Origin of the sequence: Neorhizobium sp. T25_13 (assembly GCF_002968675.1) — a bacterium.
Classification (GTDB): Bacteria; Pseudomonadota; Alphaproteobacteria; order Rhizobiales; family Rhizobiaceae; genus Neorhizobium; species Neorhizobium tomejilense.
In genome coordinates, this window is record NZ_PVBI01000004.1 from 24890 (window position 1) to 42562 (window position 17673).

22 protein-coding genes and 1 tRNA gene are annotated in these 17673 nt (G+C 62.2%); 9 read left to right on the plus strand and 14 right to left on the minus strand.

The window, feature by feature from the left end; genetic code table 11:
• Positions 1–132 precede the first annotated feature (132 nt).
• Positions 133–1728 (plus strand): EAL domain-containing protein, encoded by a 1596-nt coding sequence (locus tag C5J22_RS10275; protein ID WP_105438164.1) that lies wholly within the window; start codon positions 133–135, stop codon positions 1726–1728.
• A 17-nt stretch (positions 1729–1745) separates the two neighbouring features.
• Here C5J22_RS10275 and C5J22_RS10280 read toward each other — a convergent pair whose 3' ends face one another.
• A complete protein-coding gene (locus C5J22_RS10280) occupies positions 1746–2024 on the minus strand; it encodes a hypothetical protein (protein ID WP_105438165.1) in 279 nt (92 codons plus the stop codon).
• Positions 2025–2148: 124 nt separating this feature from the next.
• Between C5J22_RS10280 and crcB the strand changes: the two genes are divergently transcribed.
• Genes crcB through C5J22_RS10305 form a run of 5 tightly spaced genes read left to right on the plus strand, consistent with a single transcriptional unit; the run spans position 2149 to position 5570 of the window.
• Positions 2149–2526, plus strand: coding sequence for a fluoride efflux transporter CrcB (gene crcB, locus C5J22_RS10285; RefSeq protein WP_105438166.1), 378 nt, complete (start codon positions 2149–2151; stop codon positions 2524–2526).
• A gap of 49 nt (positions 2527–2575) precedes the next feature.
• Complete coding sequence (locus C5J22_RS10290; protein WP_105438167.1) at positions 2576–3568, plus strand: RluA family pseudouridine synthase; 993 nt, start codon at positions 2576–2578, stop codon at positions 3566–3568.
• A complete protein-coding gene (locus tag C5J22_RS10295; RefSeq protein ID WP_105438168.1) occupies positions 3565–4218 on the plus strand; it encodes an HAD-IA family hydrolase in 654 nt (217 codons plus the stop codon). The genes C5J22_RS10290 and C5J22_RS10295 overlap by 4 nt, the downstream gene beginning before the upstream one ends.
• Positions 4219–4230: 12 nt before the next feature.
• Positions 4231–5022 carry an ATP12 family chaperone protein gene (locus C5J22_RS10300; protein ID WP_105438169.1) on the plus strand — a complete coding sequence of 264 codons (792 nt, stop codon included), beginning with the start codon at positions 4231–4233 and terminating at the stop codon, positions 5020–5022.
• A 59-nt stretch (positions 5023–5081) separates the two neighbouring features.
• A complete protein-coding gene (locus C5J22_RS10305) occupies positions 5082–5570 on the plus strand; it encodes a hypothetical protein (RefSeq protein ID WP_105438170.1) in 489 nt (162 codons plus the stop codon).
• Positions 5571–5573: 3 nt separating this feature from the next.
• On the opposite strand, the gene fghA is transcribed toward C5J22_RS10305, so the two are convergent.
• From fghA to lipB, 10 genes are all read right to left on the minus strand, one after another.
• A complete protein-coding gene (gene fghA, locus C5J22_RS10310; protein WP_105438171.1) occupies positions 5574–6407 on the minus strand; it encodes an S-formylglutathione hydrolase in 834 nt (277 codons plus the stop codon).
• 19 nt (positions 6408–6426) lie between these two features.
• Entirely contained in the window at positions 6427–7089 is a 663-nt protein-coding gene (locus tag C5J22_RS10315; protein WP_105438172.1) for a DUF1345 domain-containing protein, read from the minus strand.
• Positions 7090–7105: 16 nt separating this feature from the next.
• Positions 7106–7552 (minus strand): YaiI/YqxD family protein, encoded by a 447-nt coding sequence (locus C5J22_RS10320; protein WP_105438173.1) that lies wholly within the window; start codon positions 7550–7552, stop codon positions 7106–7108.
• A gap of 87 nt (positions 7553–7639) precedes the next feature.
• The gene (locus C5J22_RS10325; protein ID WP_105438174.1) at positions 7640–7828 is read right to left on the minus strand and encodes a YegP family protein; all 189 of its coding nucleotides are present in this window, start codon (positions 7826–7828) and stop codon (positions 7640–7642) included.
• A gap of 86 nt (positions 7829–7914) precedes the next feature.
• Positions 7915–9042 (minus strand): S-(hydroxymethyl)glutathione dehydrogenase/class III alcohol dehydrogenase, encoded by a 1128-nt coding sequence (locus C5J22_RS10330; RefSeq protein ID WP_046636211.1) that lies wholly within the window; start codon positions 9040–9042, stop codon positions 7915–7917.
• Positions 9043–9147: 105 nt separating this feature from the next.
• Entirely contained in the window at positions 9148–9762 is a 615-nt protein-coding gene (locus C5J22_RS10335) for a GNAT family N-acetyltransferase (protein WP_105438175.1), read from the minus strand.
• Between the two features lie 77 nt (positions 9763–9839).
• Entirely contained in the window at positions 9840–11108 is a 1269-nt protein-coding gene (locus tag C5J22_RS10340; RefSeq protein ID WP_105438494.1) for a hypothetical protein, read from the minus strand.
• A 137-nt stretch (positions 11109–11245) separates the two neighbouring features.
• Positions 11246–11881, minus strand: a complete 636-nt coding sequence (locus C5J22_RS10345) for a hypothetical protein (RefSeq protein ID WP_172746590.1) — start codon at positions 11879–11881, stop codon at positions 11246–11248.
• A 174-nt stretch (positions 11882–12055) separates the two neighbouring features.
• Positions 12056–12976: a DMT family transporter gene (locus C5J22_RS10350; RefSeq protein WP_105438177.1), complete on the minus strand. Its 921-nt coding sequence runs from the start codon at positions 12974–12976 to the stop codon at positions 12056–12058.
• 62 nt (positions 12977–13038) lie between these two features.
• Positions 13039–13767: a lipoyl(octanoyl) transferase LipB gene (gene lipB / locus C5J22_RS10355; RefSeq protein ID WP_105438178.1), complete on the minus strand. Its 729-nt coding sequence runs from the start codon at positions 13765–13767 to the stop codon at positions 13039–13041.
• Between the two features lie 176 nt (positions 13768–13943).
• Here lipB and C5J22_RS10360 point away from each other — a divergent pair.
• Positions 13944–14028 (plus strand) — tRNA-Leu (locus tag C5J22_RS10360).
• Between the two features lie 185 nt (positions 14029–14213).
• The gene (locus tag C5J22_RS10365) at positions 14214–14636 is read left to right on the plus strand and encodes an OsmC family protein (RefSeq protein ID WP_105438179.1); all 423 of its coding nucleotides are present in this window, start codon (positions 14214–14216) and stop codon (positions 14634–14636) included.
• Here the strand turns inward: C5J22_RS10365 and C5J22_RS10370 are convergent.
• The 3 genes from C5J22_RS10370 to C5J22_RS10380 all read right to left on the minus strand — a co-directional run bounded on the left by C5J22_RS10370 (position 14633) and on the right by C5J22_RS10380 (position 16015).
• Positions 14633–15124: a BON domain-containing protein gene (locus C5J22_RS10370; protein WP_105438180.1), complete on the minus strand. Its 492-nt coding sequence runs from the start codon at positions 15122–15124 to the stop codon at positions 14633–14635. The two genes, C5J22_RS10365 and C5J22_RS10370, sit on opposite strands and share 4 nt — an antisense overlap.
• A gap of 74 nt (positions 15125–15198) precedes the next feature.
• Positions 15199–15456 carry a BON domain-containing protein gene (locus C5J22_RS10375; protein ID WP_105424462.1) on the minus strand — a complete coding sequence of 86 codons (258 nt, stop codon included), beginning with the start codon at positions 15454–15456 and terminating at the stop codon, positions 15199–15201.
• Between the two features lie 67 nt (positions 15457–15523).
• Positions 15524–16015, minus strand: a complete 492-nt coding sequence (locus tag C5J22_RS10380; RefSeq protein ID WP_105438181.1) for a peptide deformylase — start codon at positions 16013–16015, stop codon at positions 15524–15526.
• A 205-nt stretch (positions 16016–16220) separates the two neighbouring features.
• On the opposite strand from C5J22_RS10380, the gene mgtE reads away from it, so the two are divergent.
• Entirely contained in the window at positions 16221–17639 is a 1419-nt protein-coding gene (gene mgtE / locus C5J22_RS10385; RefSeq protein ID WP_105438182.1) for a magnesium transporter, read from the plus strand.
• Positions 17640–17673 lie beyond the last annotated feature (34 nt).

Consider the following 17673-nt stretch of genomic DNA (forward strand, 5'->3'; position numbering starts at 1 on the left):
GTTTCCGCCCAAGCGGCGCAACCGGCGGGGTTTTAGAAATTGCTTCGATACAACCTGATCGAGTTGCATCAAGGAATCTTAACAGAAGTCCGCGATGAATATCGCCAACACCTCTCATCAAAGGTTTCGGCAATGGAACTGCGGCGTTCTCGGGTGATTGCGGCGGCCATTTTCCTCGGCCTGCTGGGGGCAATCGTACCGATTGTCGCGATGGTCTACATTTCGTGGGTCATCACGGTCGAGAAACAACAGAACAATCTCGAACGGCTCGCCGAGCAGACGATCATGCGTGCGAGCCGGACGTTCGAGGATGCGCGGGCGGCGCTCGATTCGCTCGCCTATCCGCGCCTGGTGCCATGTTCGGACCAGCATATCGCCCGGATGCGGGTGATCGCCTTCAATACGCCCTCAGTCAAGGAAGTCGGTTATTTCGAGAACGGCCTGTTGAAATGCACCTCCTGGGGGATCGAGGAGCGCAAGGTCGACAGGCCGTGGATCGACTACATGACGCCCGACGGCGTGGAAGTAGCCACCCGCGTGCAGCCGGCTGTCAGCATGGGCAATCCGATGATGGCGCTCCATTACGGCCCCTATAACGTACTGGTCGATCCGGCCCGTTTCATCGATATCCTGGTGGACGCCGACATCTCGCTGGCGCTCGCCAACCGGCAGGGCATGCTGATCAACGAACTCAATTCCCCCGAAACGGACCTCGTCAACGCCCTGATCGACGAGCCGAAGAACGGCATGACCTCCTCGGCGCTCTATGCGGTGGCGCACGACAAGGGGTTGATCGCGATCGCCATGGAGCCACGCTCCAACCTGACTGGCAGGCTGCGGGAGGAACAGCTCCTGCTGCTGCCGGTCGGCGCCTTCGTCGCCATCTTCATTGTCGGCGTGGTGGTCTGGCTGTCCAAGAAAAGGCTGTCACCGCTCGGTGAGCTGGCGATCGCAGTGCGCAAGCGCGAATTTATCGTCCACTACCAGCCGATCATCGAGCTCAAGACCGGCGTCTGCGTCGGCGCCGAGGCGCTGGTGCGCTGGCGGCGGCCGGATGGATCGCTGGTGCGCCCGGACCTGTTCATTCCGCTCGCCGAGGAGAGCGGGCTCATTCTGCCGATCACCGACCAGGTCATCGAAGCGATCACTGCCGATCTCGGAGGGCTGCTCAGGGCGGAAAGTTCGCTGCATATCGCCGTCAACCTTTCCGCCGCCGATGTCACCTCCGGGCGCATCCTCGACGTGCTCGACAGGAAACTCGCAAAGACTGGGATAGCGGCAGGGCAGATCTGGCTGGAGGCCACCGAACGCGGCTTCATCGACATCGAGGCGGCGCGGACGACATTGACAGCGGCTCGGCAAAGAGGCCATTCGGTGGCGATCGACGATTTCGGCACGGGATATTCCAGCTTGCAATACTTGCAGGGGCTGCCGATGGATGCGCTGAAGATCGACAAGTCCTTCGTCGACACGATCGGCCGCAACAGTGCCACCAGCTCGGTCACCGGCCACATCATCGAGATGGCGAAGACGCTCGACCTGCAGATCGTCGCCGAAGGCGTGGAGACGGAGGAGCAGGCGGACTACCTGAAGGCTCACGACGTCAATTTCGGCCAGGGCTGGCTGTTTTCGAAACCGCTGCCGGCCGCCGATTTCATCGACTATCATCGCAACGCAAAAGCCCGCTCGGGGAGCGGGCGGGAGAATATCCGGTGCGTGGCGGCCTGAGGGCCTGCCGGGTGATATCAATCTTCCAGATCGCGATAGGCGGATTCGACCTGGCGGAACGTGACCTGCTGGCGCGGTTTCTGGTCGGCGGTGAGCATGTCGAGCGAGACGGTGGTGGCCGGGATCATGAATTCGGTATCGCCGGGGTCGCCGGCGTTTTCGGCGCGGCGCTGGTTGCGGTCCGAATCGGCCTTGATGTCCTTGACCTGATCCTTGGCCGAGATGCGTCGGCCGGGCTTCAGCGCCTCGATGGCGAGTGCGGCAGTGCTTGCCGATATGCTGACCAGTTGTGTCATCGCGCCTATCACTCTTTTTTCTCAGAATATGATAATTACGGCGGCCCTGATTTGTTCCCCTTTAAACAAAACGTCGGCATTTTACCGATTTGACGATTCTCGTTTCTGTCCTAGAGAAAGTTCCATGACCAACCTGCTTCTCGTCGCCATCGGCGGAGCGATCGGCTCCGTCTGCCGCTATCTCGTCGGGCTCTGGGCGCTGCGCCTGTGGGGGCCGGCGTTTCCGTGGGGGACGCTTGCCGTCAATATCGCCGGCTCGTTCGCGATCGGCTTTCTGGCTGAGCTCATCGTCCGGCGCTTCGATGCGTCGCCCGAGCTGCGGTTGCTGATCATTACCGGCTTTCTCGGCGGCTTCACGACGTTCTCGGCGTTTTCGCTGGATGTCGTGTCGCTGCTGGAGCGTGGCGCGACCATGGTGGGCGTCACCTATATCGTCGCGAGCGTCGCAATCTCGCTGGGTGCGGTTTTCGCCGGACTGGCGCTCGGGCGGGCAATGCTCTAAAGACCGGGCAAAGGGCCGCCGGCCCACACATAGATATGAAAGAGCTTTGATGGCAGGCATCGAGCATATCCGCGTCGAAGCGGACGAAGCGGGAATGCGTCTCGACCGCTGGTTCAAGATCCACTACCCGGGCCTCGGCTTCGGGCCGCTCCAGAAACTGCTGCGCTCCGGACAGGTGCGCGTCGACGGCGGACGGGTGAAGTCCGACGCCCGCATACAGCCGGGGCAGACGGTGCGCATCCCGCCTTTGGACGTGGATGCGAAGAAGACGGGGCCGATCGCCGGCAAGGATCTCAAGCATTCCAGCGATTTCGAACTGCTGTCGCGCATGGTTCTGCACGAGGACGAGAAGGTCATCGTGCTCAACAAGCCAGCCGGCCTTGCGGTGCAGGGCGGATCGGGCGTCGCGCGCCATATCGACCAGATGCTCGACAGCTGGATCAGCCCGAAGGGCGAAAAGCCGCGGCTCGTGCACCGGCTGGACCGCGACACGTCGGGCGTGCTGGTGATCGCCCGCACCCGCGGTGCTGCCCAGAAGCTGACGGCCGCATTTCGCGAGCGCGATACCAAGAAGACCTATTGGGCGCTGGTCAAGGGCGTGCCGCGCAAGCACGAGGACAAGATCTCCACCTGGCTGGTGAAGGAACAGACGCCGGACGGCGACCGCATGCGGATCGCCAGGCACGGCGAGGACGGCGCCGACCACGCGGTGTCCTATTACCGGGTGCTGGAAATGGCGGCACAGACGCTCTGCTGGCTGGAGATGGAACCCTATACCGGCCGCACCCACCAGCTGCGCGTCCATGCGCTGCATATCGGCCATCCGATCATCGGCGACCCGAAATATTTCGACGACGATCACAACTGGGATTTTCCCGGCGGCATCCAGAAGAAGCTGCATCTCCACGCGCGCCATATCGACATCCCGCATCCGAACGGCGGACGGCTGAAGGTCACGGCACCTCTGCCGCCGCATATGGTGCAGAGCTGGAACCTTCTCGGGTTCGACATGGAAAACGGCCGCAGGGATGACGAAGAATGAAACTGGTCCTTTTCGATTGCGACGGCACGCTGGTCGACAGCGCGAACCTGATCCACGAAACCATGCGCCGCACCTTCGCCCATTTCGACAAGCCGGAACCCAAGGTGGAGGACACCAAGGCAATTATTGGGCTGACGCTCGACATCGCGATCGCCCGCATGCAGGGAAAGCCGCATGCGGACGACGAGGCCGTCGAGATGATGGCCTATTACAAGACGCTGTTTGCCGTCGTGCGCCAGGATCTCGGTTTCAGGGAGCCGTTGTTCGAGGGGATTCGCGAGCTGATCGACGCGATCGGTCCGCGCAAGGACCTGCTGATCGGCGCTGTGACCGGCAAATCGCGGCGCGGCCTTAAGCTGGTCGTGGAGACGCACGGGTTCGACAAGTATTTCATGGTGTCGCGCACCGCCGACGACTGCCCGTCGAAGCCGCATCCGGCGATGGTGACCGAATGCTGCGACGAGACCGGCATGAAACCTTCCGACACTCTTGTCATCGGCGATGCCATTTACGATATGCAGATGGCGAAGGCGGCCGGCGCCACGGCGATCGGCGTTGCCTGGGGTTACGCCTCGGTGGACGAGCTGAACAAGGCCGGAGCCGACGCGATCATCCATCATCCGAGCGAGTTGCTGAGCCATATCGGCTGAGGTTTTATTTCCATGCGTGACATGTTTCCCGATCCATCCGAAGCGCTGAGCCATCCGGACCCGACGCGGCGGGCGCAGATCCAGATGCACAAGCCGCTGCCGAAGCGCTTCTACAAGGAAGTCTCGGTTGCCGAGGGCGAGGGCGGCCATGCCATCCATCTCGATGGCCGACCGGTCAGGACGCCGGCCAAGAACGGGCTCGTCGCGCCGACGGCACGGCTTGCCGAACTGATCCGCGATGAATGGGCCAGCCAGGTGGATGTCATCGATCCCGGCACCATGCCGGTGACGCGCCTCGTCAACACCGCGATCGACGGCATCGCCACCGACCCGCAAGCGGTGTTCGAGGATATCCTGCGCTTCTCTTCGAGCGACCTGCTCTGCTACCGCGCCGAAACACCGGAAAACCTGGTCGCCCGCCAGAGCGAACAATGGGATCCGATCGTCGACTGGGCCGCCAACGAACTCGGCGCCCGCTTCATCCTGGTCGAGGGCGTGATGCCCCAGGAGCAGCCGAAGGAGGCGACCGCCGCCTTTGCGGTGACGCTGAAGAAATACGATACGCCGATCGAACTCGCCGTGCTGCACACGGTGACGACGCTGACCGGTTCGGCGATCCTGGCGCTTGCCTTCGCTGAAGGCCGGCTCACCGCCGACGAGGCCTGGACGCTCGCCCATCTCGACGAGGACTGGACGAACGAACATTGGGGCACAGACGCGGAGGCTGAACATCGCCGCGCCAAGCGGCTCGAGGAAATGCGGGCGGCGACCGAAACTTTTCTTGCCCTGAAGCCCTCGGCTTAATCGTTCTCTAACCGTGTTCGTTGGAACATCTGAAGGTGCGCCGTCTAAGGGGTCCCTTCTTGTTTCGTCGTCTCTCACGTTTCTGTCTCATTGCTTTGACGGCCCTGCCGCTGATGTCGTTCCGTCTGGAACAGGCAAACACGGCGCAGGAAAAACTTCTCTATGACGTGCGCGGCGCGTTCGTGACCGCACGGCCCGACGTACCGAAGGGGCTGGTGATCGCCACCGACATGCTGGTCGACGAGGCGATCCGGGCAACCGTCAGATCGATCGCCCTGCCGCGGACGATCATCTCGGTACGCATCGACGAGATGTCGCATATGCCCATGCTGATCGGCAGCCGGCACGAGGCGAAGGTGACGGTGCAGGCGATTTCGGTCAACAGCGGCGAACCGATCGCCAGGGGAACGTTCAAGACGTCGATCTACCTGCTGGACGGGGACACTGCTGACCGCGACCTCGCCGAAAAGATCGCCGACCGCATCTCCAGCGAATTCCGCCTCGACGGCCAACGCCGCCCAACCATGGCGACCGCGCTGTTTCCGTGAGACCTACCCCAGCCGTTCCGCGTGCCAGCGGAGATGGTCGTCCATGAAGGTCGAGATAAAATAATACGAGTGGTCGTAGCGCTCGTGCATCCGTAGCGTCACGTCGATATCCGTTCCCTTGGCCGCTTCCTCGAACAGCCAGGGCCGTAGGCCGTTTTCGAGGAAGCCGTCGGCCTTGCCCTGGTCGATCAGGAATTCCGGAAAGCGCGCGCCGTCTTCGACCAGGGCGCAGGCGTCGTATTGCCGCCAGGTGGAGCGATCCGCGCCCAGATATTTCCCGAAGGCCGGCGCCGACCAGTCGGCGGTCGAGGGCTCGACGATCGGCGCGAAGGCGGAGCAGCTCTTGAAGCGGTCGGGGTTCCGAAGCGCGATCGTCATCGCGCCGTGACCACCCATGGAATGGCCAAAAATGCCCTGGCGGTCCATGTCCATGCGGAAATGCTGGCTGACGAAGTTCGGCAGTTCCTCGGTGATGTAGGTGTACATCTGATAGTTTTCGGCCCACGGCTTTTCCGTCGCATCGAGATAGAAGCCGGCGCCCTTGCCCATCTGCCAGTTGGTGAGCTCGTCGGGCACGTCATTGCCGCGCGGGCTGGTGTCCGGACAGACGATGATGAGGCCGAGTTCCGCGGCCATCCGCCTGTATTCGCCCTTTTCCATGACGTTGGCATGGGTGCAGGTGAGGCCCGAGAGATACCAGACAACAGGGCAGGGCTCCTTGATCGCCTGGGGCGGCACGAAGACCGCGAAGGTCATCTCGCATTTGCAGGCCTCGGAATCGTGCATGAATACGCCCTGCATGCCGCCGAAGGCGGTGTTCTGGGAAAGGACCTTCATCGGTGCTCCTCGAAAAATATCAGTTGCCCATCGACACGACGGCGTTGACGGCCGCGGCGACAAGGACGGTGTTGAAAAAGAAGGACACGACCGCATGCAGGAGGTTGATGCGGCGCATGCCGGTCGTGGTGATCTGGACGTCCGAAGTCTGGGCGGTCATGCCGATGACGAACGAGAAATAGAGGAAATCGTAGGCGCCGGGCTCGTCGGTTTCGGGAAAATCGAGGCCGCCGCGCTTCGCCTCGTTCTCCTCCGCCTGTTCCTCCGGCCGCCAGAAGCGATGGGCGTAGTGCATGGCGAACATGGTGTGGATTGTCAGCCAGCCGAGCACGACGGATGCGAAGGCAAGCGACACGGAAGCAGCGCCCGCGGGCTGCGAGCGGTTCAAGGCCTCGAACAGCGAGACAATGGCGGCGGCGACGGCAAGCAAGGTCACGGCGAGGATGACCGGGGCCGGTTCGTCGTCGTTCTGCCCCTTGTCTCTCAACGTGGGGCCGTCGAGCTTTGGGATGCGGGCGGCCATCATGACGAGGTAGATCAGGAAGAAGACGATGACTGCAATGCCGGGCGCGAGCTCCGGCATGTAGAAGAGCAGGAACAGCAGGCAGGCCAGCGCGGCGATGGTGCCGGCGAAGAACGGCCCGTGCCGGTGATAGGTCAATCTGCGCCAGGGGCTCGGCATCCGGGTTTCCGATCGCTCACGTGGCTGATTTGGAACGGCGGCAGAGCCTGTCCAGCGTTTCCAGGAATTTCGAGCGGTCGCGCGGGGAAAAGGCGGCGTTATAACCCTTGCTTTCGCCGGTCTCGCGCAGATGCGCGCCAAGGTCGCGCATGGCGCTCGCCATGCCGATATTGGTCTCGTCGAAGACGCGGCCGGTCGGACCGGTCACCAGCGCGCCCGATGCTACGCAGCGTACCGCCAGCGGCACGTCGGCGGTAATGACGATATCGGCGGGTCCGGCGCGCTCGGCGATCCAGTTGTCGGCGGCATCGAAACCGGCAGAAACGATGACGTTGTGGACCATCGGATCACGAGAGGGGCGCAGGCCGGAATTGGCGACGAAGGTCACTTCGATGCCGTGGCGTTCAGCGACTTTCAGGACCTCCGGCTTGACCGGACAGGCATCGGCGTCGACGTAGATCATGGATGGATACTCAGGCCCAATCCGGCGACCTCCCGCACAACGGAAGGAAGCGTAGCCCGCCCCAGCGGGCTACGCGCAGGATATGCTTCAGGCGACGGCAGTGGTCAGGTCGTCGACTGCTGCGCCGGGTACGTTTTTCTTGATCGATTCTATGGCCGAAACGGCGGAAGCCTTGGCCGAATAACCTTCGGAGGAGAACATGGTCTGACCGTTCGCAGCCTTGAAGCGAAAACGGTATTCCCCGGCCTTGTCCTGGTAGATTTCGAACTTGTACATCTTCTGCGTTCCTCACATTAAACGGAGTTAAATCCTAAGTCTATTCGCAGCATCGGAGCGTGTTCCGGAACGTGTCGGAACCGCGCTCAATAAATTACTACGCTGCGAATCGATTCGCCGCCATGCATCAGCTCGAAACCCTTGTTGATGTCCTCGAGCGGCATCGTGTGGGTGATCATCGGGTCGATCTCGATCTTGCCCTCCATGTACCAGTCGACGATCTTCGGAACGTCGGTGCGGCCGCGGGCGCCGCCGAAGGCCGTGCCCATCCATGTGCGACCGGTAACGAGCTGGAAGGGACGGGTGGAAATTTCCTGACCGGCGCCGGCAACGCCGATTACCACCGACTTGCCCCAGCCGCGATGCGAGGCTTCGAGCGCCTGGCGCATGACCCTGGTATTGCCGGTGCAGTCGAACGTATAGTCGGCTCCGCCGATCTGGTCGGCGCCGCGCTTCGTCAGATTGACGAGGTAAGGGACGATGTCGCCGTCGACTTCCTTCGGATTGACGAAATGGGTCATGCCGAAGCGTTCACCCCAGGCCTTCTTGTCGTTGTTCAGGTCGACGCCGATGATCATGTCGGCGCCGGCCAGCCGCAGGCCCTGGATGACGTTCAAACCGATGCCGCCGAGCCCGAAGACGATGGCGGTGGCGCCGATCTCCACCTTGGCGGTGTTGATGACGGCGCCGATGCCCGTCGTCACGCCGCAGCCAATGTAGCAGACCTTGTCGAAGGGGGCGTCCGGGTTGATCTTCGCGACCGCGATTTCCGGAAGGACCGTATAATTCGCAAAGGTCGAGCAGCCCATATAGTGATGGATCTTGTCCTTGCCGATCGAAAAACGCGAGGTGCCGTCGGGCATCAGGCCCTGGCCCTGGGTCGAGCGGATGGCGGTGCAGAGATTGGTCTTGCGCGACAGGCACGACGGGCATTCGCGGCATTCCGGCGTATAGAGCGGGATGACATGATCGCCCTTCTTGACCGAAGTGACGCCTGGGCCGACGTCGACGACGATGCCGGCACCCTCGTGGCCGAGGATCGCCGGAAAGAGGCCTTCCGGATCGGCGCCGGACAAGGTGAAATCATCGGTGTGGCAGATGCCGGTCGCCTTCACCTCGATCAGCACTTCGCCGGCGCGGGGGCCCTCGAGCTGCACGGTCATGACTTCGAGCGGTTTGCCAGCCTGAACGGCAACGGCGGCGCGGACATCCATGATGTTCTCCCTTGAGGCTTTTTAGATTCGGCGCGACCTTGGCACAGGCGAGGGGGCCGGCTCAAGCCGGAACGAGCCGTTCGCGGTCGCATTTCGGTGAGCGGATCAGGGACCGATCAGGGGCACGTGCGGCGATGTCGTGCGCGGCGCCAGGTCGGTCAGCCGCGGATCGTCGAGCACTTCGACCATCAGGGCGTAGGGTGTGAACCCCGACCGCTGGTAGAACTGCATGGCGGCCGGGTGGTCGAAGTGGCAGGTATGCACCCAGAAACGGCGGATCGGATGCGCCCAGGCCCTCTCGATCGCCCAGTTCATCATGAAACGCCCGGCGCCCTTGCCGATCGCACCGGTAACGAGGCCGAAATAGACGAGCTCGCATTCGCCCTGTTCCCGGAAATCGAGCTCCAGGAGGCCGATGCGGCGGCCGCCGTCGAGAAGCACGTAAATCTCGACCTGCGGATCGCCGAGGACCGAGGCAAGTTCGTCGTCACTCATGACCAGTCGCGAGACCCACATCCAGTTCTCGCCGACCGCGCGGAACAGCGCGCGGTATTCGTCGGGAGCAGGAGACTGCCAGCGTTCCAGGGTAAGCGTGTCCGGCGCCGTCGCGGTTTTCCTGCGCGGCTTCTCGAACATTTCGAGGCAGGTCACGACGGTGGCAATCTTGCCCGGAGGGACCGCGGAATAGCCGGACGGCAGTGTGGGGTTTTCGCTTTTCATGTAACCTTTTGAGCCGCTTGGCGGGTTGATGTCAATGGGTGGAGGCGTCGATCGCACGTGATATCGAAGGTGGGTGATCACCCGAAAAGGCGGTCGCAGGCGTAGACGATACCGTGCGAATGGATGGCGACCGCGGCATAGAGGCCGAGGCCTGCCATCAGCCGCTCACCCGGATGCATGGGGTCGAGACTTTCGCGCGGCTTGGCGGACGAAATGCCCATCAGGCTCATCAGCGTGAAGACGGCAAGTGCCGCGATCAGAGCGGTCGATGACAGGCCGATCCGGTAACCGACCCAGAGCATCAGAAGCGTGATCCCGAAACTGCCGGCAACGAGCAGGCTGCGGGTGGGAAAGATCTGCCTCAGCACCCGGCCGCCGTCGAACTGGGACATCGGCAGAAGGTTGAGGAGGTTGAAGGCCCCTAATATCAGCAGGAAGACCAGAGCCGGTTCACGCAGGGACGAGGACAATAGGTGGGCGTTTGAGAGGTCGTGGACGGAAATCACCACCGGTACGAGGAAGGCGGACATGCCTGCTCCCATGAGCGCGCATGTGGCGACTTCGAAGCGGCTGTTATAGGGCCGGCCGCCGATAGCGATGCCTCCGAGAAACGGCACGAAGATCATCCTCACCCGTTCATGCCCGAAGGCGCGATAGGCCGCCATGTGCCCCAGTTCGTGCAGCACGATGACCAGGGTCAGGATTATGGAGATCGTCAGGCCCGCCGCAGTCAGCCCGAAAAAGGGCCAGAGCAGCAGCGTCGAGAGGAGCGCCAGGACGATCTGGACAACCGGATGTTCGATCATGCCGCTTGTTTTCGGCCGGCCGTTCTTCAGCCAGGCAGTCAGCGACGAAAGCTCGCGGCGGATCATGAAATAGCGAAACAGGTAGACGGCGAAGCCGCGATAGTCGTCCGTCTGGGCAAGGGTGACCGTGGAGCCGCCGGGTGCAGCCGACACGGCACGGTATTCCTCGAAATTGCGCCAGAAGGAAATGTCGAGCGCTGTGTCGTCGACGACGCGTGCACGGCTCTCGTAGCTGAGCTGGGCACCGTCGATAGTTTCCTCCACCTTGAAGACCCGCCGGATCGGCGCACCGTGGCGATCGGGATGGCTGTAGGCGATCTCGATCCCGCCGCGGTTTTTTTCCGTCCCTGAGGAGAGGATCGAAGGGTTCCAGCTCGCTTCCTCGCCGCCGGGATGAAAGGCGTGCCACAGACGCTCCGGAGCGATTTCGAGTGTCCGGCGCAGCGCGATGGTGCGGCGGCCGACGGGCGCAGCCATCAGCAGCCAGAGCAGACCGAGATTGATCGTCAGCAACAGGACTGCGGAAACGGTAGGCGTCATATCGACCTCGGAAGCCTGTCGGCTCGCCATCGGCCGATCATCAAGGACACCATTAGGCCGATTGATTTTCCAGGCGGTTTAGCCAACCGATAAAATGCGAACGAGCAGCTGTGCAACGCGTCGCGGCCGGCGGTTCGTCAGGCCGCCACCTCCTGCGTCAGGCGATGCCCGGCATCGGTCACCAGCCAGGGACCCGACCGCAGCACTTCCTTCGGCCTTTCATGTGTCGTCACCGCCGCGATGATCTCCCGCCAGGCGGGATGATGGGTCTTAGCATCAGCCAGTTCGTCGATCTCGCGCAGGACCAGCGCTTCGACCGGCGACAGCATCAGCCGGCCACGTTCCGTCGCTCCCCGCAGAACCCGCCAGATATAGATGAGGTCAAAGGCGGTGATGCCGGCAGAGGCCGGGCGGATGGCACGATAAACGCCCCGCGCGCCGGGCTCGAGAGCCAGGCGGATCTGGTCGAGCGCGAAGGCCGAGAGACTTTCCGGCACCTCGGATGCGACTTCCATGGCATGCAGCAGCAGTTCGAGCTCCAGGGCGGAACGGACGGCACCATCGGCGGCGATCGTGCGCATCAGCCAGCCGGCTTTCGCGTCGTCGATGCGTCCCAGCGGCTCCGTGCCGCGCACGAGATATGCCGCCAGGCTTTCGACGAAATAGGTCGACCATTCGGGGCTTTGTTCGGCACAGGAATCATTCAGCGCAAAAAGGGCAAGCGCGTCTTCGGAGGAGCAAATGCCATCCGGGAATGCGTATTTGCGCAGCATCAAAATATCGTCGGCCACAATCCGACCCTTCCCGGCGATGACACATGCCGGAAAAGAAAAGCGGAACCCGCTCATCTTTATTTCTCCGTTTCATCATGAAACCAATGTGGGTGATAATTGAGAGAAGTTGAGGGGTGGCCAACAAGCGCGGTTAATCGGCAGGAAACAGGGCTGTCAAACGGTTTCGAGCTGCTTCGATTTGGAACGCTCTCGCCAGATGATGAACAGGCCGGAGGCGACGATGACGGCGATGCCGAGCCATTTGGAGGCGGTCGGGAAATCGCCGAATAGGGCGTAACCGAGCACGGTCGCCGAGATGATCTCGAAATACTGGAACGGCGCAAGCAGCGAAAGCGGCGCCAGCCGGAAGGCGCGAACCACGAGCAGATGCATGTAGCCTGATATCGAGCCGAGCAGCATCAGCAGGATGAGACCGAGCCAGGAGGCGGGGAGCGACGGCGTAAAATCCGCAGCCCCTGTGCTATCCCCGATGACCAGGGCCGCGGCCATGAACAGCGTTCCTCCGACGCCGGCCATGGTCTGCATGACGAGCGGCGAATCGGCTTCCCCGATCGCCCGGTTGAGGAAGAGGTAGAGCGTGAAGAGGAAGGCGCAGGCGACCGGCAACAGTGCTGTCCAGCCGAAGATCGCATAGCTCGGCTGGATGACGATCATGGCGCCACTGAACCCGACGACGATCGCCAGCCACCGCCGCCAGCCGACCTTTTCCCGCAAGAAGATCGCCGACATCATGGTGAGCATGAAGGGTTCGACGAAATAGATGGCGAAGACATCGGCGAGCGGCATGTATTTGACCGCCGCGAAGAACATCAGGCTGGCCGCCGCATGCAGCACGCCGCGCAGCAGGTTCATCCAGGGGCGTTTCGGCCGGAAGATGGCAGCCCCTGTGAAGACGGCGAGCGGCAGGATGCAGACCAGCTGAAAGAAGAACCGGTAGAATGTCACCTGAGCGGGCGACATCGCCTCGAAGGTCGCCATGTATTTGGCGATGGCATCCATCAACGGCAGGATGACCATGCAGGCGGCCATGATGGCCATGCCCTTCAGCGGATTTTCAGGTGTGGAAGAGGGCATGCCCGGCACTTTCGAGGAACCGGGTTCTTCAACCACAGCGGGCGGCAATGTTCAAGTCGGGATCAGATCACGGTGGTCTCGGAAACGGTGGCCCCGAAGATTTCCTCGAAGGCTTCACGCAGCCGCATGTCCACATCCGCCATCATCACCGGAAGGCCGAGATCGACGAGGCTGGTCACCCCATAGGCACTGATGCCGCAGGGCACGATGCCGGTGAAATGCGAGAGGTCAGGCTCGACATTGAGGGAGAGGCCGTGGAAGCTGACCCAGCGGCGCAGCCGGATGCCGAGAGCGGCAATCTTGTCCTCCGCCATCGAACCGTCCGGCAGAAGCGGTTTTTCCGGCCGGCGCACCCAGACGCCGACGCGGTCCTCGCGCCGCTCGCCGCGCACGTTCATCATGTCCAGGGTGCGGATTATCAGCTCCTCGAGCGCCGCCACATAGGCGCGCACGTCCTGGCGCCGGCGTTTGAGGTCGAGCATCACGTAGGCGACGCGCTGGCCGGGACCATGATAGGTGTATTCGCCGCCGCGGCCTGTGGAAAACACTGGAAACCGGTCCGGTTCGATCAGGTCTGCGGCGTCGGCGCTGGTGCCGGCCGTATAGAGCGGCGGGTGTTCGAGCAGCCAGACGAGCTCGTCGGCATGGCCATCGGCGATCGCCGCCACCTCGCGCTCCATCTCGACCACCGCTTCCTCATAGGGAACGAGTCCCTCGGAGATTCGCCAGCGCACCGGCGGCGAGCCTGTTTGCGGCAGCATGGACAGATTGAGGTCGGTGCGTGTGAGCATGGAAAATCTTCTGGCAAAAACAAAAGGGTGCGGCAAGGGCCTGGTTTCGGCCAGGTTTATATAGGCATTCACACCTGGAATTTTTATCCTTCAAAAATCTGTCACGGCGCACTTGTGCACCCCAAATGCTTTTGCTACATGCAGCCCCGCCGGCGCAAGTCGGCATCTACCACGATGCGGTCGTGGCGGAATTGGTAGACGCGCAGCGTTGAGGTCGCTGTGTCGCAAGACGTGGAAGTTCGAGTCTTCTCGACCGCACCAAAATAAGAAACCCGCTTCGGCGGGTTTTTTGTTGCCCGGATGAAATCGCATCTGAGAAATTAGGCCGATCTGCCGCTCCGATGGCAAAACATCGAGTCATATCGCCCATTCCGGATGCGATCCTGAAATTCCTCGCTTATCTATTGGCCTGATCCAAGCTCGTATGTGCAAGGTAAGGACAAACAATGGTCGAACTGAAAGTAAAGACACGGCCGATCGGAGCGACCGCCGTGCTCGGGCGGCTCGGTCACCCGCAGGTGACGAGTGAGACGGGTGGTCAGGTGGAAGTGGTGACCGGCGCTTCCGAGCCGGGGTTCAACCCGCTCGACCTGATGTTTTCATCGCTTGCCGCCTGCCTCGTGCTCAGCGGCCGAATCGCCGCAAGCAAGCTCGGCATTCTCGACAGGCTGAGCGAGGTGAGGGTGCATGTGACCGGCGAAAAGGCCCATGAAGGCCCGTCCCGGATCACCAGGTTCATCGTGGATTTCCGTATTGAAGGGGATTTCGACGACGAGCAGAAGAAGCAGATCGCCCATATGGCCGAGGAAATCTGCACCGTCAGCAATACGCTGAAAAGTTCTCCGGAGATTTCCCTGACGATCGATTAGTCGTCGTCGGGAATGTGGCTGTCGACGCCTTCGAGGCGCAGGTTGTTGACCAGTTGGCGGACGCCGGCGACACGCTGGATCCGGCGGACGATCTTGCGCGAGGTCGCCGCATCGTCGACGGCGCCTTCGAGCGTGACCGTGCCATCCTCGACATGCACGTCGATCGACGCCATGTCGATCATGTCCAGCTCCTCGATCGCGTCGGTGATCCGCTCTTCGAGATCGTCAGCCTCCTCGATCCCCTTGGTGCCGGGGCGGATGCTGTCTGCCAGGCGCTCTTCCGAGCCGTCGCGTTCCACACTGTCCACCTGATAGCCTCGGTTGCGGTCGGTGTCGAAATTGGCCTTGGGATCGCCATAGGCGGCGTTGTCGACGGGGCGAGCGCCGGCTGCATCGTCGTAGGGCCAACCTTCGTCGATATTGCGGTCGTCGTAGTCGCGAAAATCTTCCTCGCGGGAAATGTCGTCAGCTTTTTTCTTGCCCGGCACCGCAGTCTCCTATCATGCCAACATGGGACCCGGCGCACCCCCTGCTGAAAGGCCGGTGCGCCGGGTATTTCGGCTCAGTGGCTCGTGGATGCGCCATTCCTTGGACCTGTCAGGGTCAGGTGGCTTTCGACATCATGTACGCCATCCACGGTTTCCGCGCTCAACACCGCCTTGCGGGCGGAGAACACGGTATCGACAGAACCCTCGAGGACAACCTTGGTTCCCTCGGCATGTGGTTCGATCATCGACGAATCGACGTCCGGCAGTGCAGCCAGGCGTTCGGATACTTTTCGCTCGAGCTCGGCTGCGGTCTTGTCTGCTGTCGCGTTCATGGTCGTGGATCCTCGCTGGACTTGCGACCTCACAACGGGCGAACGCGAATTTGGTTCGGCCGCGTTTTCATTTTCCCTTGTCCCATTTGCGCAGCAGCCGGTCGCGCTTCAGGCGGGACAGCCGTTTCAGCCAGAAGATGCCGTCGAGCTGGTCGATCTCGTGCTGCATGCAGATGGAATAGAAGCCTTCGGCGTCCTCCTCACGGACGGTACCGGTGAGGTCCTGGTAGCGGAACCGGATCCTTTTCGGCCGCTCGACCTCGTCATTGGCGCCGGGCATGGAGACGCTGCCCTCCGTATGACGCATCAATTCGTCCGAAGAGACCAGGATTTCCGGATTGGCGTAGAAGCGCGGGCCGTTTTCCCTCGACAGTTCCAGCACCACGAGCCGGGTGAAGACGCCGACATGCGCGGCGGTGATGCCGACGCCGGGTGCCGCCCGCATCGTATCGAGGAGATCATGGGCCAGCGCCGTCAGGGCCGCATCGAAAACGGTGACCGGTTCGCACGGCCTGGAGAGACCCGGATCGGGATATTTCAGGATGGTTCGGATGGCCATTTTCGAACTCCTCTTTCTGCCTTTCGGGCTGACTTCCCGGTTTTTCCGCATCGTTTCGTCATGCGCTCTGGACCCGGAACGGCAATTGTTCTAGCAGGAAAACCGGTGGCATGAGCAATAGCGCCGGATGCAGCTATCCAGTTGTTGACAATATGTTTTTTGCCGCCATTCTCCTTTTGTCAAAGACCAGCAGCGAGGGCGGCAGATGAGCGATATCGGCGAAGACCACCGCCTGCGCACAAAACCCGACGATGCCGGGGACGACATCTATTCCGAGGACGGCGCGATCCGCGCCGACTTCCTTGCCATGGTCGGCGCCGCAATCGCCGACCGCGACACGCTTTTCCTGCGTAGCCATGTGGCGCGGCTGCACGAATCGGAACTCGGCGATCTGCTCGAGGCGATCCTGCCAGACCAGCGCCATGCGCTTGTGCGACTGCTCGGCGACGATTTCGACCTCACCGCACTCACCGAGGTCGACGAAAATATCCGCATGGAGATCGTCGACCAGATGCCGAACGCGCAGATCGCGGCGGCGATCGGCGAACTCGATTCGGACGATGCGGTCTACATTCTCGAAGACCTCGACCACGAGGACCGGGAAGAGATCCTGGCGCAGCTGCCGTTCACCGAGCGAGTGAGGCTGCGCCGCGCACTCGATTATCCCGAACAGTCGGCCGGCCGCCGCATGCAGACGGAATTCGTCGCCGTGCCGCCGTTCTGGACCGTCGGCCAGACGATCGACTACATGCGCGACGAGGAAGACCTGCCGGAGAGCTTCACCCAGATCTTCGTCATCGACCCGACCTTCAAGCTGCTCGGCGTGCTCGACCTCGATCGCATCCTGCGCGCCAAGCGGCAGGTGAAGATCGAGACGATCATGCGGGAGACGAACTACCCAATCCCCGCCGACATGGACCAGGAAGAGGCGGCCCAGCTCTTCGAGCAATACGACCTGCTCTCGGCAGCCGTGGTCGACGACAACGGCCGCCTCGTCGGGGTGCTCACCATCGACGATGTGGTCGACGTCATCCAGGAGGAGGCGGAAGAGGACATCATGCGCCTCTCGGGCGTCGGCGACGAAGAACTGTCCGACTCGGTCCGGGAAACCTCGCGGTCGCGGGTGCCGTGGCTGCTGGTCAACCTCTTCACCGCCTTCATTTCGGCGTCAGTGATCTCGCTGTTCGAGGCGACGATCGAACAGGTGGTGGCGCTCGCCATCCTGATGCCGATCGTCGCCGGCATGGGCGGCAATGCCGGCTCGCAGACGATGACGGTGACGGTGCGGGCGCTTGCGACCCGCAATCTCGACATCCACAATGCCTGGCGCGTCGCTCGACGCGAGGCGGGCGTCGGCCTGATCAACGGCGTGGTGATCGGCTGTCTCGTCGGCATGGTGGCCGGCCTGTGGTTCCACGACGTCCATATCGGCGGGCTGATCGCTACCGCCATGCTGATCAACATGTTTGCGGCGGCCATGGCCGGCATCACGATCCCGCTGCTTCTCGACCGGGCCGGGGCTGATCCGGCGGTATCGTCGGCGGTGTTCGTGACCGCGATTACCGACACGACCGGCTTCTTCTCGTTCCTCGGCCTCGCGACCTGGTGGTTCATGCTTCCCTGAGCCAAAAAATTGACTGTTACGTAAAAGTCAATTA

Coding starts and splice junctions, on each gene's coding strand:
- C5J22_RS10275 (WP_105438164.1), top strand. CDS start 133: ATGGAACTGCGGCGTTCTCGGGTGATTGCGGCGGCCATTTTCCTCGGC.
- C5J22_RS10280 (WP_105438165.1), bottom strand. CDS start 2,024: ATGACACAACTGGTCAGCATATCGGCAAGCACTGCCGCACTCGCCATC.
- crcB (WP_105438166.1), top strand. CDS start 2,149: ATGACCAACCTGCTTCTCGTCGCCATCGGCGGAGCGATCGGCTCCGTC.
- C5J22_RS10290 (WP_105438167.1), top strand. CDS start 2,576: ATGGCAGGCATCGAGCATATCCGCGTCGAAGCGGACGAAGCGGGAATG.
- C5J22_RS10295 (WP_105438168.1), top strand. CDS start 3,565: ATGAAACTGGTCCTTTTCGATTGCGACGGCACGCTGGTCGACAGCGCG.
- C5J22_RS10300 (WP_105438169.1), top strand. CDS start 4,231: ATGCGTGACATGTTTCCCGATCCATCCGAAGCGCTGAGCCATCCGGAC.
- fghA (WP_105438171.1), bottom strand. CDS start 6,407: ATGAAGGTCCTTTCCCAGAACACCGCCTTCGGCGGCATGCAGGGCGTA.
- C5J22_RS10315 (WP_105438172.1), bottom strand. CDS start 7,089: ATGCCGAGCCCCTGGCGCAGATTGACCTATCACCGGCACGGGCCGTTC.
- C5J22_RS10320 (WP_105438173.1), bottom strand. CDS start 7,552: ATGATCTACGTCGACGCCGATGCCTGTCCGGTCAAGCCGGAGGTCCTG.
- C5J22_RS10325 (WP_105438174.1), bottom strand. CDS start 7,828: ATGTACAAGTTCGAAATCTACCAGGACAAGGCCGGGGAATACCGTTTT.
- C5J22_RS10330 (WP_046636211.1), bottom strand. CDS start 9,042: ATGGATGTCCGCGCCGCCGTTGCCGTTCAGGCTGGCAAACCGCTCGAA.
- C5J22_RS10335 (WP_105438175.1), bottom strand. CDS start 9,762: ATGAAAAGCGAAAACCCCACACTGCCGTCCGGCTATTCCGCGGTCCCT.
- C5J22_RS10340 (WP_105438494.1), bottom strand. CDS start 11,108: ATGACGCCTACCGTTTCCGCAGTCCTGTTGCTGACGATCAATCTCGGT.
- C5J22_RS10345 (WP_172746590.1), bottom strand. CDS start 11,881: ATGCTGCGCAAATACGCATTCCCGGATGGCATTTGCTCCTCCGAAGAC.
- C5J22_RS10350 (WP_105438177.1), bottom strand. CDS start 12,976: ATGCCCTCTTCCACACCTGAAAATCCGCTGAAGGGCATGGCCATCATG.
- lipB (WP_105438178.1), bottom strand. CDS start 13,767: ATGCTCACACGCACCGACCTCAATCTGTCCATGCTGCCGCAAACAGGC.
- C5J22_RS10365 (WP_105438179.1), top strand. CDS start 14,214: ATGGTCGAACTGAAAGTAAAGACACGGCCGATCGGAGCGACCGCCGTG.
- C5J22_RS10375 (WP_105424462.1), bottom strand. CDS start 15,456: ATGAACGCGACAGCAGACAAGACCGCAGCCGAGCTCGAGCGAAAAGTA.
- C5J22_RS10380 (WP_105438181.1), bottom strand. CDS start 16,015: ATGGCCATCCGAACCATCCTGAAATATCCCGATCCGGGTCTCTCCAGG.
- mgtE (WP_105438182.1), top strand. CDS start 16,221: ATGAGCGATATCGGCGAAGACCACCGCCTGCGCACAAAACCCGACGAT.